The organism is Pseudarthrobacter sp. B907 (assembly GCF_040137805.1).
Classification (GTDB): domain Bacteria; phylum Actinomycetota; class Actinomycetes; order Actinomycetales; family Micrococcaceae; genus Arthrobacter.
Genome location: NZ_JBEEQE010000007.1, coordinates 192,059 through 206,710, shown reverse-complemented (window position 1 = coordinate 206,710; position 14,652 = coordinate 192,059). Strand labels below are relative to the sequence as shown.

Genomic DNA, 14,652 nt, shown 5'->3' with positions numbered 1-14,652 from the left:
ACCTGTGAGTCCAGCGTCGGCACCTGCGCCCTGTGCTACGGCCGTTCGCTGGCCACCGGCAAGACCGTGGACATCGGCGAGGCCGTCGGCATCATCGCCGCGCAGTCCATCGGTGAGCCCGGTACCCAGCTGACCATGCGTACCTTCCACACCGGTGGTGCTGTCTCCGCCGGCGGTGGCGACGACATCACCCAGGGTCTGCCCCGTATCCAGGAGCTCTTCGAAGCCCGCACTCCGAAGGGTGTGGCGCCGATTGCGGAAGCAGCCGGCCGCATCGCCATCGAAGAGTCCGAGCGTCAGATGCGCCTGGTCATCACCCCGGATGACGGATCCGAAGAGATCGCCTACCCGGTGCTGCGCCGTTCACGTCTTCTCATCGAAGACGGCGAGCACGTCAGCGTTGGCCAGAAGCTCATCAACGGTCCGGTCGACCCCAAGCAGGTGCTGCGCATCATGGGCCCCCGGGCCGCGCAGAAGTTCCTGGTGGACGAAGTCCAGGGCGTGTACCGCAGCCAGGGCATTGGTATCCACGACAAGCACGTCGAGGTTATCGTCCGCCAGATGCTGCGCCGCGTCACGGTCATCGAGTCCGGTGAATCGGACCTGCTGCCCGGCGAGCTCGCCGAGCGCAGCCGCTTCGAGGACGCCAACCGCCGCGTTGTATCCGAGGGCAAGACGCCGGCCTCCGGCCGTCCCGAGCTCATGGGTATCACCAAGGCGTCCCTGGCGACCGAGTCCTGGCTGTCGGCAGCTTCCTTCCAGGAGACCACCCGCGTCCTGACGCAGGCGGCCATGGAAGGCAAGAGCGACCCGCTGCTGGGCCTCAAGGAGAACGTCATCATCGGTAAGCTCATCCCGGCCGGCACGGGTCTCCCGCGCTACACCGAGGTCACGGTGGAACCGACTGAAGAAGCGAAGGCCAACCTGTTCACCGGCCCGAGCGCATTCAGCGACTTCTCCTACGATTCCCTGGGCGGCGACGGAGCTCCTGAGTTCCACGCCATCCCGCTGGATGACTACGATTTGGGCAGCGACTTCCGCTAACGGATAGCTTTCCCAAGGATGGTCCCGCACCGCAAGGTGCGGGACCATCCCCGTTTAACAGGGGAGTGGTCGACGTCGGAGGGCTGCAGTTTCCGGCCGATTAAGGGCTGGGGACCGTCCGTGTTAGACTGGAGACTAATTGTTATTGTGGCAGTGGATGAGTGCGCCGGTTGCAGCCGAGAGGCTGGACCAGGACGACGTTTCCGGTTTGCAGGGTTCTTGTGCAACGTATGCCACATTTTCGCATGCCTAGGGGCCATTCAGGATGAAAGTCCGGAGCCCCGGCGTGCGGTCCGACTATTAAGGCTTCGCCTCAGCTGCTCTGGAGAGAACTTCAAAGCTCGAGCGGCGGGGCGCAGCGACAAGAGAGCGGCTGCCAACGGCCGCTCCGGATAAAACGGAGAACACGAGAGTGCCTACGATTAACCAGCTGGTCCGCAAGGGCCGCACGCCTAAGGTCAAGAAGACCAAGGCTCCCGCGCTTAACGGCAGCCCGATGCGCCGCGGTGTCTGCACCCGCGTGTACACCACGACCCCGAAGAAGCCGAACTCGGCTCTGCGTAAGGTTGCGCGTGTGCGCCTCAACGGCGGCGTTGAAGTCACCGCCTACATCCCCGGTGTTGGCCACAACCTGCAGGAGCACTCCATTGTGCTCGTCCGTGGCGGCCGTGTTAAGGACCTCCCGGGTGTCCGTTACAAGATCGTCCGTGGCGCCCTCGATACCCAGGGTGTGAAGAACCGTAAGCAGGCACGCAGCCGCTACGGCGCAAAGATGGAGAAGAAGTAATATGCCTCGCAAGGGTCCGGCCCCCAAGCGGCCGCTAGTACTAGATCCCGTTTACGGCTCCCCGCTGGTCACGCAGCTGATCAACAAGGTGCTGGTTGACGGCAAGAAGTCCACCGCAGAGCGCATCGTCTACGGTGCACTCGAAGGCGCACGCGCCAAGTCCGGCGGCGACCCGGTTGCAGCCCTCAAGAAGGCCATGGACAACGTCAAGCCTTCCCTCGAGGTCCGCTCCCGCCGCGTCGGTGGTGCCACCTACCAGGTTCCCGTCGAGGTCAAGCCGGGCCGTTCCACGGCCCTCGCCCTCCGCTGGCTGGTCGGCTACTCCAAGGCCCGCCGCGAAAAGACGATGACCGAGCGCCTCCAGAACGAAATCCTGGATGCCTCGAACGGTCTCGGAGCCGCTGTGAAGCGTCGCGAAGACACCCACAAGATGGCCGAGTCCAACAAGGCCTTCGCACACTACCGCTGGTAATACTTCCCGGACGCCGCCGGCTCACCCGAGTCGGCGGCGAACGTGCAGTCCATCCGAAAGGGAGACACCGTGGCACAGGACGTGCTTACCGACCTTAGCAAGGTCCGCAATATCGGCATCATGGCCCACATCGATGCCGGCAAGACCACTACTACCGAGCGCATCCTGTTCTACACGGGTGTGAACCACAAGATCGGCGAAACGCACGACGGTGCGTCGACCACTGACTGGATGGAACAGGAAAAGGAACGCGGCATCACCATCACGTCTGCCGCCGTGACCTGCTTCTGGGAAAACAACCAGATCAACATCATTGACACCCCCGGCCACGTGGACTTCACGGTTGAGGTTGAGCGCTCCCTGCGCGTCCTCGACGGTGCAGTCGCCGTGTTCGACGGCAAGGAAGGTGTGGAGCCGCAGTCCGAGACTGTGTGGCGCCAGGCCGACAAGTACAACGTGCCCCGCATCTGCTTCGTCAACAAGATGGACAAGCTCGGCGCTGACTTCTACTTCACCGTCGACACCATCGTCAGCCGCCTCGGTGCCAAGCCGCTCGTCATGCAGCTGCCGATCGGCGCCGAGAACGACTTCATCGGCGTCGTCGACCTGCTTTACATGCGCTCACTGGTCTGGCCCGGCGACTCCAAGGGTGACGTCACCATGGGTGCCAAGTACGAGATCCAGGAGATCCCGGCTGACCTCAAGGAAAAGGCCGAAGAGTACCGCGCAACGCTTGTTGAGACCGTTGCGGAGTCCTCCGAAGAGCTCATGGAGAAGTACCTCGAAGGCGAAGAGATCTCGATCGACGAGCTCAAGGCCGGCATCCGCAAGATGACGATCAACTCCGAGCTCTACCCGGTCTTCTGTGGCTCCGCGTTCAAGAACCGCGGCGTGCAGCCGATGCTCGACGCCGTCGTGGACTACCTGCCGAACCCGCTCGACGTCCCCCCGATGATCGGTCACGATCCTCGCGACGAAGAGAAGGAACTGACCCGTAAGCCTTCCGCTGACGAGCCGTTCTCCGCACTGGCGTTCAAGATCGCCGCGCACCCCTTCTTCGGCCAGCTCACCTTCATCCGCGTGTACTCCGGTCACGTGGAAGCAGGCGCACAGGTGGTCAACTCCACCAAGGGCAAGAAGGAGCGCATCGGCAAGCTGTTCCAGATGCACGCCAACAAGGAAATGCCGGTCGACGGCGCTACCGCAGGCCACATCTACGCAGCGATCGGTCTCAAGGACACCACCACGGGCGACACCCTGTGCGATTCGTCCAACCAGATCGTCCTCGAGTCCATGAGCTTCCCGGAGCCCGTGATCTCGGTTGCAATCGAGCCGAACACCAAGGGTGACCAGGAGAAGCTCTCCACGGCCATCCAGAAGCTCTCCGCTGAGGACCCGACCTTCCAGGTCTCCCTCAACGAAGACACCGGCCAGACCATCATCGCCGGCATGGGCGAGCTCCACCTGGACATCCTGGTGGACCGCATGCGCCGCGAATTCAAGGTCGAGGCAAACGTGGGCAAGCCCCAGGTTGCCTACCGCGAAACCATCAAGCGTGCTGTGGAGCGTCACGACTACACGCACAAGAAGCAGACCGGTGGTTCGGGCCAGTTCGCAAAGATCCAGATCGCGATCGAGCCGCTGGACACGTCCGAAGGCGAGATGTACGAGTTCGAGAACAAGGTCACCGGTGGCCGCGTTCCGCGCGAATACATCCCTTCGGTTGACGCTGGTATCCAGGATGCGCTGAACGACGGCGTCCTGGCCGGCTACCCGGTTGTCGGCATCAAGGCCACGCTGATTGACGGCGCGTACCACGATGTTGACTCCTCGGAAATGGCGTTCAAGATCGCCGGCCGTATGGCTTTCAAGGAAGCTGCACGCAAGGCGAACCCTGTCCTGCTCGAACCGCTGATGGATGTCGAGGTCCGCACCCCTGAGGAATACATGGGTGAAGTTATCGGTGACCTCAACTCCCGCCGTGGCCAGATGCAGTCCATGGAAGATGCCCAGGGCGTCAAGGTCATCCGCGCGCACGTTCCGCTGTCCGGCATGTTCGGTTACATCGGCGACCTGCGTTCGAAGACCCAGGGCCGCGCTGTGTACTCCATGACGTTCAACAGCTACGCGGAGGTCCCGAAGGCAGTTGCCGACGAGATCATCCAGAAGAGCCGCGGCGAGTAGTCCTCCGGGACTCCACGCAGCAGCGACGAAAAACTCGGGTGCGGTTCCTGAACAGGGGATCCACCTGGTGCTGGCGGCCGGTTCCCGGTCGGATGCAATCCGGTCAAACCGGCCGCCAGCACGAACAGGCACTAGGCACTAGTATTAGTTCCTGAATCTGCAATTTCACCAATCCAAAGCCCCCCAAGTAGACTTGCTGGAGTTTCGGCCGCGACAAGCGCGGACGAAGGGTAAGTCATTTGAAAACGTTCTAGGAGGAACCTGTGGCAAAGGCAAAGTTCGAGCGGACTAAGCCGCACGTTAACATCGGTACCATTGGTCACGTTGACCACGGTAAGACGACGCTGACGGCCGCCATTTCCAAGGTGCTGTACGACAAGTACCCGACTCTCAACGAGAAGCGTGACTTCGCGTCGATTGACTCTGCTCCCGAAGAGCGTCAGCGCGGCATTACCATCAACATCTCCCACGTTGAGTACCAGACCGAGAAGCGCCACTACGCACACGTAGACGCTCCGGGTCACGCTGACTACATCAAGAACATGATCACCGGTGCTGCTCAGATGGACGGCGCAATCCTCGTGGTTGCCGCTACTGACGGCCCGATGGCTCAGACCCGTGAGCACGTTCTGCTCGCCCGCCAGGTTGGTGTTCCCTACCTGCTGGTCGCGCTGAACAAGGCTGACATGGTTGACGACGAGGAACTCCTCGACCTCGTCGAAATGGAAGTTCGTGAGCTGCTCAGCTCGCAGGGCTTCGATGGCGACGAAGCTCCGGTCATCCGCGTCTCGGGCCTGAAGGCCCTGGAAGGCGACCCGGAGTGGGTCAAGTCCATCGAGGACCTCATGGAAGCCGTCGACGAGTCCGTTCCGGACCCGGTACGTGACCGTGACAAGCCCTTCCTGATGCCGATCGAAGACGTCTTCACGATCACCGGCCGTGGCACCGTTGTTACCGGCCGCGCCGAGCGTGGAACCCTCGCCATCAACTCCGAGGTCGAGATCGTCGGCATCCGCCCGGTCCAGAAGACCACGGTTACCGGTATCGAGATGTTCCACAAGCAGCTCGACGAAGCATGGGCCGGCGAGAACTGTGGCCTGCTGCTCCGCGGTCTGAAGCGCGACGATGTCGAGCGTGGCCAGGTTGTCGTCAAGCCGGGTTCCATCACCCCGCACACCGACTTCGAGGCCAACGTCTACATCCTCTCCAAGGACGAAGGCGGACGTCACAACCCGTTCTACTCCAACTACCGCCCGCAGTTCTACTTCCGCACCACGGACGTAACCGGCGTTATCACCCTGCCGGAAGGCACGGAAATGGTTATGCCCGGCGACAACACTGAGATGACCGTTGCGCTCATCCAGCCGATCGCAATGGAAGAGGGCCTCGGCTTCGCAATCCGCGAAGGCGGCCGCACCGTTGGTTCGGGACGCGTCACCAAGATCATCAAGTAACTACTTGCTGATCCGAGCTTGATACCGACCGGCCGCGCCGTCTGACGGCCGTCGGAAGGTAGGAACAGCCCCGCTGCACTGCAGCGGGGCTGTTCTGTTTAACTCCCTGCTACGGTTGCCGAAGAAGAGTTCGCCAGATAGAAGGGAGTCCGCCATGGAATGGATCATTTTCCTCGCGGTCGTTGTTGCCGTCGTCGCGGCAGGCCTGTGGGTCAAGAAGCATTTCCGGCACGAGATCGAGCGCGCGAAGCGCATCAACCGCGCCAACAAGAACCGGTAGCCCTGGGGCGCCAGCCGGGTCAGGCCCCCCTGGCCCGGCCTAGCGCCTGGTACCAGTAGAAGGATTCCTTGGGGGTCCGCTGCTGGGTCTCGAAGTCGACGTGCACCAGGCCGAAGCGCTGGGAGTAGCCGGCGGCCCATTCGAAGTTATCCATCAGGGTCCAGACGTAGTAACCGAGAAGTTCGACGTCGTCGGCAATACCGCCGGGCGCGGTGGCGGCCAGGGCATGGCCCAGATGGTCGGCCAGGTAGTTGATCCGGCCCGTGTCCGCGATCGGCCCGTCCACGTGGTCCGGTTCGGGGAAGCTGGCACCGCTCTCCGTGATGTACAGCGGCGGCAGCGCCGCGCCGTAGCGGTCCTTCATTTCGCGCAGCAGGGGGCCCAGGTGGTCCGGGGCAACGGGCCAGCCGAAGCCCGTGGTTCCGTACTCCGGGAACGCGGCCATGTGGAACGGCAGCCGCACCATCGCGTCCGCGGGGCCCACCGGGCTGTCCGCGGGCCCGCGGCCGGTGGCCACTTTCACCGGGTAGTAGTAGTTCAGGCCGTAGAAGTCCAGCGGCTGGTGGATGTTGCGCAGATCCGCGTCGGAGATCCTGCCGAGGGAACGGAACCACGGGCGGGCCAGCAGCGGCGGCTTCGGGTAGCTCCCCAGCAGGATCGGGTCCGCGTAGATTCGGTTCAGTGCCAAGTCGAACACCTTCGCCAGCAGCCGGTCGCTGACGGAGCCGGACGCCGGGCGGACGGGGGAGTGCAGGTTGGTGACGCCGACGGCGCCGCTTACCCCGGCGGCCCGCAACGCCTGCACCGCGAGGCCGTGGGCCAGGAGTTGGTGGTGCACCGAGGGCAGCGCGTCGAAGAGCAGGTCGTGGCCGGGGGCATGGACGCCGAGGGCGTAGCCGTTGAGCGTAACCGAGGCGGGTTCGTTCAGGGTCACCCACTGGGTCACCCGGTCGCCGAAGCGGGCGCCGGCCGCGGCGCTGTACTCGGCGAAGCGCTCCGCCGTCGTTCGGTTCATCCAGCCGCCCCGGTGTTCGAGCGGGAGCGGGGTGTCCCAGTGGTACAGGGTCGCCATCGGGGAGATGCCGGCCTCGAGGAGCCGGTCAATGAGCCGGTCGTAGAAATCGAGGCCCTCAGCGTTGAAGGGGCCGGTGCCGTCGGGCTGGATCCGCGGCCACGAGATCGAGAACCGGTAGGAATCGATGCCGAGTTCGCGCATCAGCCGGACGTCTTCGTCCGAGCGGTTGTAGTGGTCGCAGGCGACGGCGGGGGAGTGGCCGTCCTGGATGCTGCCGGGTTTCTCGGCAAAGGCGTCCCAGCCCGAGGGGCCGCGGCCGCCCGCCGCAAGGCCGCCCTCGATCTGGAAAGCGGCGGAGGCCACCCCCAGCATAAAGCCGGGCCGCAGCTTCGCGGCGAGATCCTGGACTGCTGGCGAATCCTGCACGGTCATGCCCCCTATCTTCGTAGCGACCGTTGCTGAAGGCAATGACCGGAGGACGGTCCCCGTGCCCCGCAAAGGAGCGGGACGGGGGCAGCCGGGCCCTGATTCGCTTCTGCCGATTAATTCCGGCATACTAGATGAGTTGTTCAAGCGCTCTTTCGCGTCCCGATCCGGATAATGCCGGGTGCCAGGGTCCAGGTAAGAGCCCAAACATAACCCACTTCCCAAGGAATTGCGGACGAGTACGCGTGCAAAGCGCGACACGCCCGACCGCGGGGGTCGGTTGCGCCGGCAGGTTGAGGAACCCGGATTCATCCGGATTCAGCTTGTGCGGCGGGTGGTAGTTACGACTTCAAATGCTTCGGCAGCCGCACAACAGGTAAGTAAACAGAGCAGCATTTACTGAAAGAGAGTCAGGCGACATGGCGGGACAAAAAATCCGCATCCGGCTGAAGTCATACGACCACGAGGTCATTGACGTTTCAGCACGGAAGATCGTTGAGACGGTCACGCGCGCAGGCGCAACTGTAGTCGGCCCCGTGCCGCTGCCGACGGAGAAGAACGTTTACTGCGTAATCCGCTCTCCGCACAAGTACAAGGACAGCCGCGAGCACTTTGAAATGCGCACGCACAAGCGTCTTATCGACATCATCGATCCCACGCCCAAGGCTGTTGATTCGCTCATGCGTCTCGACCTGCCGGCCGACGTGAACATCGAAATCAAGCTGTAGGGAGGTGCTGAGAGACTATGACCGCAACCCGTAACGTAAAGGGCCTGCTGGGCACGAAGCTCGGCATGACCCAGGTCTGGGACGAGAACAACAAGCTCATCCCCGTCACTGTGGTCCAGGCAGACTCGAACGTCATCACGCAGCTGCGCAACGCAGAGACTGATGGCTACGTCGCCGTTCAGATCGGCTACGGCCAGATCGATCCCCGCAAGGTCACCAAGCCGCTGGCTGGTCACTTTGAAAAGGCAGGCGTCACGCCTCGCCGCCACGTCGTAGAACTGCGCACCGCAGATGCTGACTCTTACGAGCTGGGCCAGGAGCTCTCCGTTGAGCTCTTCGAAGCCGGCCAGAAGATCGACGTCGTTGGCACCACCAAGGGTAAGGGCTTCGCCGGTGTTATGAAGCGCCACGGCTTCCACGGCGTTGGAGCTTCCCACGGTGCCCACAAGAACCACCGTAAGCCCGGTTCTATCGGTGGAGCATCCACCCCGAGCCGCGTCTTCAAGGGCATGAAAATGGCCGGCCGCATGGGCGCCGTTCGTCACACCACGCTGAACCTCACGGTCCACGCGGTTGACGTCGAGAAGTCGCTGCTCCTGATCAAGGGCGCCGTCCCCGGCGCCCGCGGCCAGGTCGTACTCGTACGCACCGCCGTGAAGGGAGCCTAGTTCAATGACTAGCACTGTCAAGGTTGACCTGCCCGCAGAGATCTTCGACGTACAGACCAACGTGCCGCTGCTGCACCAAGTCGTCGTTGCACAGCTCGCTGCTGCTCGCCAGGGTACCCACAAGACCAAGACCCGCGCCGAGGTTTCCGGTGCAGGTCGCAAGCCGTTCAAGCAGAAGGGCACCGGCCGCGCCCGTCAGGGTTCCATCCGTGCTCCTCACATGACCGGTGGTGGCATCGTCCACGGCCCGACGCCGCGTGACTACAGCCAGCGCACCCCCAAGAAGATGATTGCTGCTGCCCTGCGCGGCGCTCTCTCTGACCGCGCCCGTAACGGCCGCATCCACGTCGTTGCTGAACTGGTCGCCGGCACCAAGCCGTCCTCCCGTGAAGCACTGGCAACGCTGCGTGGCGTCTCCGAGCGCAAGAACCTGCTCGTTGTCATCGACCGCGCCAACGATGTTGCTGCACTCTCCGTGCGCAACCTCCAGGATGTTCACGTTCTGTACGCAGACCAGCTGAACACCTACGACGTGCTCGTTTCTGACGACGTAGTCTTCACCAAGGCTGCCTACGAAGCATTCGTTGCTGACAAGGCTGCAAAGAACGAGGAGGATGCCAAGTGAGCGCAGCCACCATCAAAGACCCGCGCGACGTCGTGCTTGCACCCGTCGTCTCGGAAAAGAGCTACGGCCTGATCGACGAGGGCAAGTACACCTTCCTGGTGGACCCCCGTTCGAACAAGACCGAGATCAAGCTGGCCGTGGAGAAGATTTTCTCCGTCAAGGTCGAATCGATCAACACCATCAACCGTGCCGGTAAGCGCAAGCGCACCAAATTCGGATGGGGTACCCGCAAGAACACCAAGCGTGCCATTGTGAGCCTCAAAGAAGGCACTATCGACATCTTCGGCGGTCCGCTCTCGTAGCGGAGACCACTTTAACGAGGAAATAAATTATGGGAATCCGTAAATACAAGCCGACTACCCCGGGCCGTCGTGGCTCGAGCGTAGCGGACTTCACCGAAATCACGCGGTCGACGCCGGAAAAGTCGTTGGTACGTCCCCTCCCGAAAAAGGGTGGCCGTAACAACACCGGTAAGATCACGACCCGTCACAAGGGTGGTGGCCACAAGCGCCAGTACCGTCTGATCGACTTCCGTCGCCACGACAAGGACGGCGTCAACGCCCGCGTTGCCGAAATCGAGTACGATCCGAACCGCACGGCTCGCATCGCCCTCCTGCACTACGTTGATGGCACCAAGCGTTACATCATCGCCCCGAACAAGCTGGCCCAGGGTGACACCGTGGAAGCAGGTGCCGACGCTGACATCAAGCCCGGCAACAACCTGCCGCTGCGCAACATCCCGGTCGGTACCGTAATCCACGCAGTTGAACTGCGTCCGGGTGGCGGCGCCAAGATGGGCCGCTCCGCCGGCGCATCGATCCAGCTCGTTGCAAAGGAAGGCCGTTTCGCCCAGCTGCGTCTGCCTTCCGGCGAAATCCGCAACGTTGACGTGCGCTGCCGCGCAACCGTCGGCGAGGTCGGCAACGCCGAGCAGTCGAACATCAACTGGGGCAAGGCCGGCCGTATGCGCTGGAAGGGCGTCCGCCCGACCGTCCGTGGTGTCGCGATGAACCCGGTCGACCACCCGCATGGTGGTGGCGAGGGTAAGACGTCCGGTGGACGTCACCCCGTCAACCCGAACGGTAAGCGCGAAGGCCGCACCCGCCGTCCCAACAAAGAGAGCGACAAGCTTATTGTTCGTCGCCGTCGTACTGGCAAGAACAAGCGATAGGAGCCTGGACACATGCCACGCAGCCTGAAAAAAGGTCCTTTCGTTGACCAGCACCTCTTTGTGAAGGTAGCCAGGGAAAACGAAAAGGGCACCAAGAACGTCATCAAGACCTGGTCCCGCCGTTCGATGATCGTCCCCGACATGCTCGGCCACACGATCGCCGTGCACGACGGACGCAAGCACATCCCGGTGTTTGTCACTGAGTCGATGGTCGGGCACAAGCTCGGCGAATTCGCTCCCACGCGGACATTCCGCGGCCATGTCAAGGACGACCGTAAGGGCAAGCGCCGCTAGGCGCCTGCACTTACGTCAAAGACGAGAGAAGGAAAGCAATGGAAGCCAAGGCAATTGCGCGTCACATCCGCGTAACGCCTATGAAGGCCCGGCGCGTCGTCAACCTTGTTCGTGGTAAGCAAGCGAACGAGGCTCTGGCAATTCTGAAGTTTGCCCCGCAGGCAGCTTCGGAGCCGGTATTCAAGGTAGTTCAGTCGGCAATCTCCAACGCCCGGGTCCTCGCGGACCGCGACGGCGTGGCGTTTGACGAAGGTGACCTCATCATCAGCGAAGCGTTTGTTGATGAAGGCCCGACCATGAAGCGGTTCCAGCCGCGTGCCCAGGGTCGTGCATTTCAGATCAAGAAGCGCACGAGCCACATCACCGTGGTAGTCGCTACCCCGGAGAAAGAGGAGGCTCGCTAAGTGGGACAGAAAGTTAACCCGCACGGGTTCCGACTCGGTATCACCACCGATCACGTATCGCACTGGTTCGCCGACAGCACCAAGTCCGGCCAGCGGTACAAGGACTTCGTTCGCGAAGACATCCGTATCCGCCAGCTCATGTCCACGGGCATGGAGCGCGCCGGCATCGCCAAGGTTGAGATCGAGCGCACCCGCGACCGTGTCCGCGTGGATATCCACACGGCACGTCCGGGCATCGTGATCGGCCGCCGCGGCGCCGAGGCAGACCGCATCCGCGGCGAGCTCGAAAAGCTCACCGGCAAGCAGGTTCAGCTGAACATCCTCGAGGTCAAGAACCCCGAGATGGAAGCACAGCTTGTTGCCCAGGGTGTTGCAGAGCAGCTGACTTCCCGCGTGGCTTTCCGCCGTGCGATGAAGAAGGCAATGCAGTCCGCACAGCGCGCTGGTGCCAAGGGCATCCGTATCGCTTGCTCGGGTCGACTGGGTGGCGCAGAAATGTCCCGCTCGGAGTTCTACCGCGAAGGCCGTGTGCCCCTGCACACCCTGCGCGCGAACATCGACTACGGCTTCTACGAGGCCAAGACCACCTTCGGCCGCATCGGCGTGAAGGTCTGGATCTACAAGGGTGACGTCACCGCCAAGGAACTGGCTCAGCAGGCAGCTGCTGCTCCGTCCCGCGGCCGCGGTGCCGGCGACCGTCCGGGCCGCCCGGGTGGCGCCGACCGTGGTGACCGCCGTCGTCGTAACGACCGTCCGGCCGCCGACGCAGCTCCTGCTGCCGACGCTCCGGCAGTTGAGGCTGCACCTGCTGCAGTAGAAGGAGGACAGGCTTAAATGCTTATCCCACGTCGAGTCAAGCACCGTAAGCAGCACCACCCGGGTCGTTCCGGCGCTGCTACGGGCGGCACCGAGGTCTCGTTCGGCGAGTGGGGTATCCAGGCTCTGAGCCCGGCATACGTCACCAACCGTCAGATCGAGTCTGCCCGTATCGCGATGACCCGCCACATCAAGCGTGGCGGAAAGGTCTGGATCAACATCTACCCGGACCGTCCGCTGACGAAGAAGCCGGCCGAAACCCGCATGGGTTCCGGTAAGGGTTCTCCGGAATGGTGGGTTTCAAACGTCAAGCCGGGCCGGGTTCTCTTCGAACTCTCCGGTGTTAGTGAAGAGGTAGCTCGCGAGGCCCTGCGCCTGGCAATCCACAAGCTGCCGTTGAAGGCACGCATTGTGCGTCGCGAAGGTGGTGAGTAGAAATGGCAGTAGGATCCAAGGAACTTGCATCCGCACAGCTGGACGGTTTCGACAACGAGCGTCTCGTTGAAGAACTCCGCAAGGCCAAGGAAGAGCTGTTCAACCTGCGTTTCCAGTCCGCCACCGGCCAGCTGGAGAACCACGGTCGTCTGCGCGCGGTAAAGAAGGACATCGCACGCATCTACACCGTTCTCCGTGAGCGCGAGCTGGGCATTCGTGCCGAGGTTGCCGCACCGGTTGTGGAAGCCAAGGAAGAGAAGAAGTCCAAGAAGGCTTCGACCAAGAAGGCTGACACGGCTGAAACGGTTGAGACCGAGGAGGACGCCAAGTGAGTGAAAAGGACGAGAACGTGACGGAAACTGTTTCCGACGCAGCCAAGGCTGACGAGCGCGGTTACCGTAAGACGAAGCGTGGCTACGTGGTCTCGGACAAGATGGAAAAGACCATCGTTGTCCAGGTCGAGGACCGCGTGAAGCACGCCCTCTACGGCAAGGTCATGCGCCGCAACACGAAGATCAAGGCTCACGACGAAGAGAACAGCGCCGGCATCGGCGACCTCGTTCTCCTCGCCGAGACCCGCCCGCTCTCCGCTACCAAGCGGTGGCGCCTGGTGGAGATCCTCGAGAAGGCCAAGTAACACCAGCACCCTGGTGATACAGCTGAAGCCCTCGTTCCCCTTTGGGGAGCGGGGGCTTCTGCGTTGCCCGGGGTGGGGAGTCGCCACGGGGTCACGCAGGGCAGGCTTTTGCGGGGCGTACGACGCCGGTGGGCCGGGTTTCCGGGGGAGTGGGGCGGCCGGCGGGCCAAAAGGCTGTCCTGCGTGACGGCGTCGTCGCCTTGTTCCGACGCTCCCTCACTTGTGGTGCGCAATTGGTTGACGCTCCCTCACTTGTGGCTGTCTCTTGGATGACGCTCGATCACTCCTGCCTGAAGGCCTGCAGGATGTGAGGGAGCGTTGCTGGAAGGCCTGCAGGATGTGAGGGAGCGTCGTCGGAAGGCATGCAGGATGTGAGGGAGCGTTGCTGGAAGACCTGCCGGATGTGAGGGAGCGTCGACCAGGTGGATACGACGCCGGTGGGCCGGGTTCCCGGGGGAATGGGGCGGCCAGTGGGCCAAAAGGCTGTCGTGCGTGGCGCCGTCGGGCGCCGCCGACGGGCGGGGCCTCAAGCGTCCGTTCGCGCTTTGGTGCCGTGCGGGGGAGGGCAGCTGTGATATGGGGATGCGCCGGAAACGTGCTAAGATTTTGAGTTTGTATGGCGCCTTTCGTGCGTCATCGTCAACCTCGTAAACAATCGTGCCACGGCATAGTGCCCCCTCGCGCCTCGCGCGCCAGGGAAGCAACTGTTTTTGGCACGGGCGTTTAGGCCTGGTCTGGCAAAATCCAGGCAGGTCAAGAGACACCCCGATCAACCGTTCCGCAAGGCTCATTCCGTAGGAAGATTTTCGGTCTGAGAACCGGCGCGACGCAAGGAGTAAATAGTGATTCAGCAGGAGTCGCGACTCAAGGTCGCCGACAACACGGGTGCTAAGGAAATCCTTACCATTCGCGTTCTCGGTGGATCTGGCCGTCGCTACGCAGGCATTGGCGACGTGATCGTCGCTACCGTCAAGGACGCAATTCCGGGCGGCAACGTAAAGAAGGGCGACGTCGTCAAGGCTGTCATCGTCCGTACCAAGAAGGAACGCCGCCGTGCGGATGGTTCCTACATCAAGTTTGACGAGAACGCAGCTGTGATCCTGAAGAACGACGGTGACCCCCGCGGTACCCGTATCTTCGGACCGGTTGGTCGTGAGCTTCGCGACAAGAAGTTCATGAAGATCGTTTCTCTGGCTCCGGAGGTGCTCTAGT

18 protein-coding genes and 1 pseudogene are annotated in these 14,652 nt (G+C 62.6%); 18 read left to right on the top strand and 1 reads right to left on the bottom strand.

Annotated elements, in window-relative coordinates; translation table 11 throughout:
* The 6 genes and pseudogenes from ABLI39_RS08725 to ABLI39_RS08700 form a co-directional block, all read left to right on the top strand.
* Window positions 1-1,044 (top strand): annotated as a pseudogene (locus tag ABLI39_RS08725) (DNA-directed RNA polymerase subunit beta'); the annotation flags it as partial.
* A 412-nt stretch (window positions 1,045-1,456) separates the two neighbouring features.
* Window positions 1,457-1,831, top strand: coding sequence for a 30S ribosomal protein S12 (rpsL, locus tag ABLI39_RS08720; RefSeq protein ID WP_011692814.1), 375 nt, complete (start codon window positions 1,457-1,459; stop codon window positions 1,829-1,831).
* A gap of 1 nt (window position 1,832) precedes the next feature.
* Window positions 1,833-2,303, top strand: a complete 471-nt coding sequence (rpsG, locus tag ABLI39_RS08715; protein ID WP_026531948.1) for a 30S ribosomal protein S7 — start codon at window positions 1,833-1,835, stop codon at window positions 2,301-2,303.
* Between the two features lie 69 nt (window positions 2,304-2,372).
* The gene (gene fusA / locus ABLI39_RS08710; protein WP_349413020.1) at window positions 2,373-4,487 is read left to right on the top strand and encodes an elongation factor G; all 2,115 of its coding nucleotides are present in this window, start codon (window positions 2,373-2,375) and stop codon (window positions 4,485-4,487) included.
* A 263-nt stretch (window positions 4,488-4,750) separates the two neighbouring features.
* Window positions 4,751-5,941, top strand: coding sequence for an elongation factor Tu (gene tuf, locus ABLI39_RS08705; protein ID WP_349413019.1), 1,191 nt, complete (start codon window positions 4,751-4,753; stop codon window positions 5,939-5,941).
* A 154-nt stretch (window positions 5,942-6,095) separates the two neighbouring features.
* Window positions 6,096-6,221 (top strand): hypothetical protein, encoded by a 126-nt coding sequence (locus tag ABLI39_RS08700; RefSeq protein ID WP_349413018.1) that lies wholly within the window; start codon window positions 6,096-6,098, stop codon window positions 6,219-6,221.
* A 19-nt stretch (window positions 6,222-6,240) separates the two neighbouring features.
* On the opposite strand, the gene ABLI39_RS08695 is transcribed toward ABLI39_RS08700, so the two are convergent.
* The gene (locus ABLI39_RS08695) at window positions 6,241-7,668 is read right to left on the bottom strand and encodes a GH1 family beta-glucosidase (RefSeq protein ID WP_349413017.1); all 1,428 of its coding nucleotides are present in this window, start codon (window positions 7,666-7,668) and stop codon (window positions 6,241-6,243) included.
* Window positions 7,669-8,081: 413 nt separating this feature from the next.
* Between ABLI39_RS08695 and rpsJ the strand changes: the two genes are divergently transcribed.
* The 12 genes from rpsJ (at window position 8,082) to rplN (ending at window position 14,651) form a co-directional block, all read left to right on the top strand.
* Window positions 8,082-8,390 (top strand): 30S ribosomal protein S10, encoded by a 309-nt coding sequence (rpsJ, locus tag ABLI39_RS08690; RefSeq protein ID WP_003803825.1) that lies wholly within the window; start codon window positions 8,082-8,084, stop codon window positions 8,388-8,390.
* 17 nt (window positions 8,391-8,407) lie between these two features.
* On the top strand, window positions 8,408-9,058 hold the full coding sequence (gene rplC, locus ABLI39_RS08685; RefSeq protein WP_003803812.1) for a 50S ribosomal protein L3: 651 nt from the start codon (window positions 8,408-8,410) through the stop codon (window positions 9,056-9,058).
* Between the two features lie 4 nt (window positions 9,059-9,062).
* On the top strand, window positions 9,063-9,683 hold the full coding sequence (gene rplD, locus ABLI39_RS08680) for a 50S ribosomal protein L4 (protein WP_138768569.1): 621 nt from the start codon (window positions 9,063-9,065) through the stop codon (window positions 9,681-9,683).
* Window positions 9,680-9,985 carry a 50S ribosomal protein L23 gene (gene rplW / locus ABLI39_RS08675; protein ID WP_018773664.1) on the top strand — a complete coding sequence of 102 codons (306 nt, stop codon included), beginning with the start codon at window positions 9,680-9,682 and terminating at the stop codon, window positions 9,983-9,985. The genes rplD and rplW overlap by 4 nt, the downstream gene beginning before the upstream one ends.
* A gap of 29 nt (window positions 9,986-10,014) precedes the next feature.
* Window positions 10,015-10,854, top strand: coding sequence for a 50S ribosomal protein L2 (rplB, locus tag ABLI39_RS08670; RefSeq protein WP_024366131.1), 840 nt, complete (start codon window positions 10,015-10,017; stop codon window positions 10,852-10,854).
* A gap of 12 nt (window positions 10,855-10,866) precedes the next feature.
* Complete coding sequence (gene rpsS, locus ABLI39_RS08665; RefSeq protein ID WP_018773666.1) at window positions 10,867-11,148, top strand: 30S ribosomal protein S19; 282 nt, start codon at window positions 10,867-10,869, stop codon at window positions 11,146-11,148.
* 38 nt (window positions 11,149-11,186) lie between these two features.
* A complete protein-coding gene (gene rplV, locus ABLI39_RS08660) occupies window positions 11,187-11,552 on the top strand; it encodes a 50S ribosomal protein L22 (protein WP_003803798.1) in 366 nt (121 codons plus the stop codon).
* Window positions 11,553-12,386 (top strand): 30S ribosomal protein S3, encoded by an 834-nt coding sequence (gene rpsC, locus ABLI39_RS08655; protein ID WP_146336867.1) that lies wholly within the window; start codon window positions 11,553-11,555, stop codon window positions 12,384-12,386.
* Window positions 12,387-12,803 carry a 50S ribosomal protein L16 gene (gene rplP / locus ABLI39_RS08650; RefSeq protein ID WP_138768571.1) on the top strand — a complete coding sequence of 139 codons (417 nt, stop codon included), beginning with the start codon at window positions 12,387-12,389 and terminating at the stop codon, window positions 12,801-12,803.
* A 2-nt stretch (window positions 12,804-12,805) separates the two neighbouring features.
* Entirely contained in the window at window positions 12,806-13,135 is a 330-nt protein-coding gene (rpmC, locus tag ABLI39_RS08645; RefSeq protein WP_138768572.1) for a 50S ribosomal protein L29, read from the top strand.
* Window positions 13,132-13,440, top strand: a complete 309-nt coding sequence (rpsQ, locus tag ABLI39_RS08640) for a 30S ribosomal protein S17 (RefSeq protein ID WP_056737811.1) — start codon at window positions 13,132-13,134, stop codon at window positions 13,438-13,440. Before rpmC ends, rpsQ begins: the two co-directional genes overlap by 4 nt.
* An 842-nt stretch (window positions 13,441-14,282) precedes the next feature.
* A complete protein-coding gene (rplN, locus tag ABLI39_RS08635) occupies window positions 14,283-14,651 on the top strand; it encodes a 50S ribosomal protein L14 (RefSeq protein WP_003803789.1) in 369 nt (122 codons plus the stop codon).
* Window position 14,652: the final 1 nt, after the last annotated feature.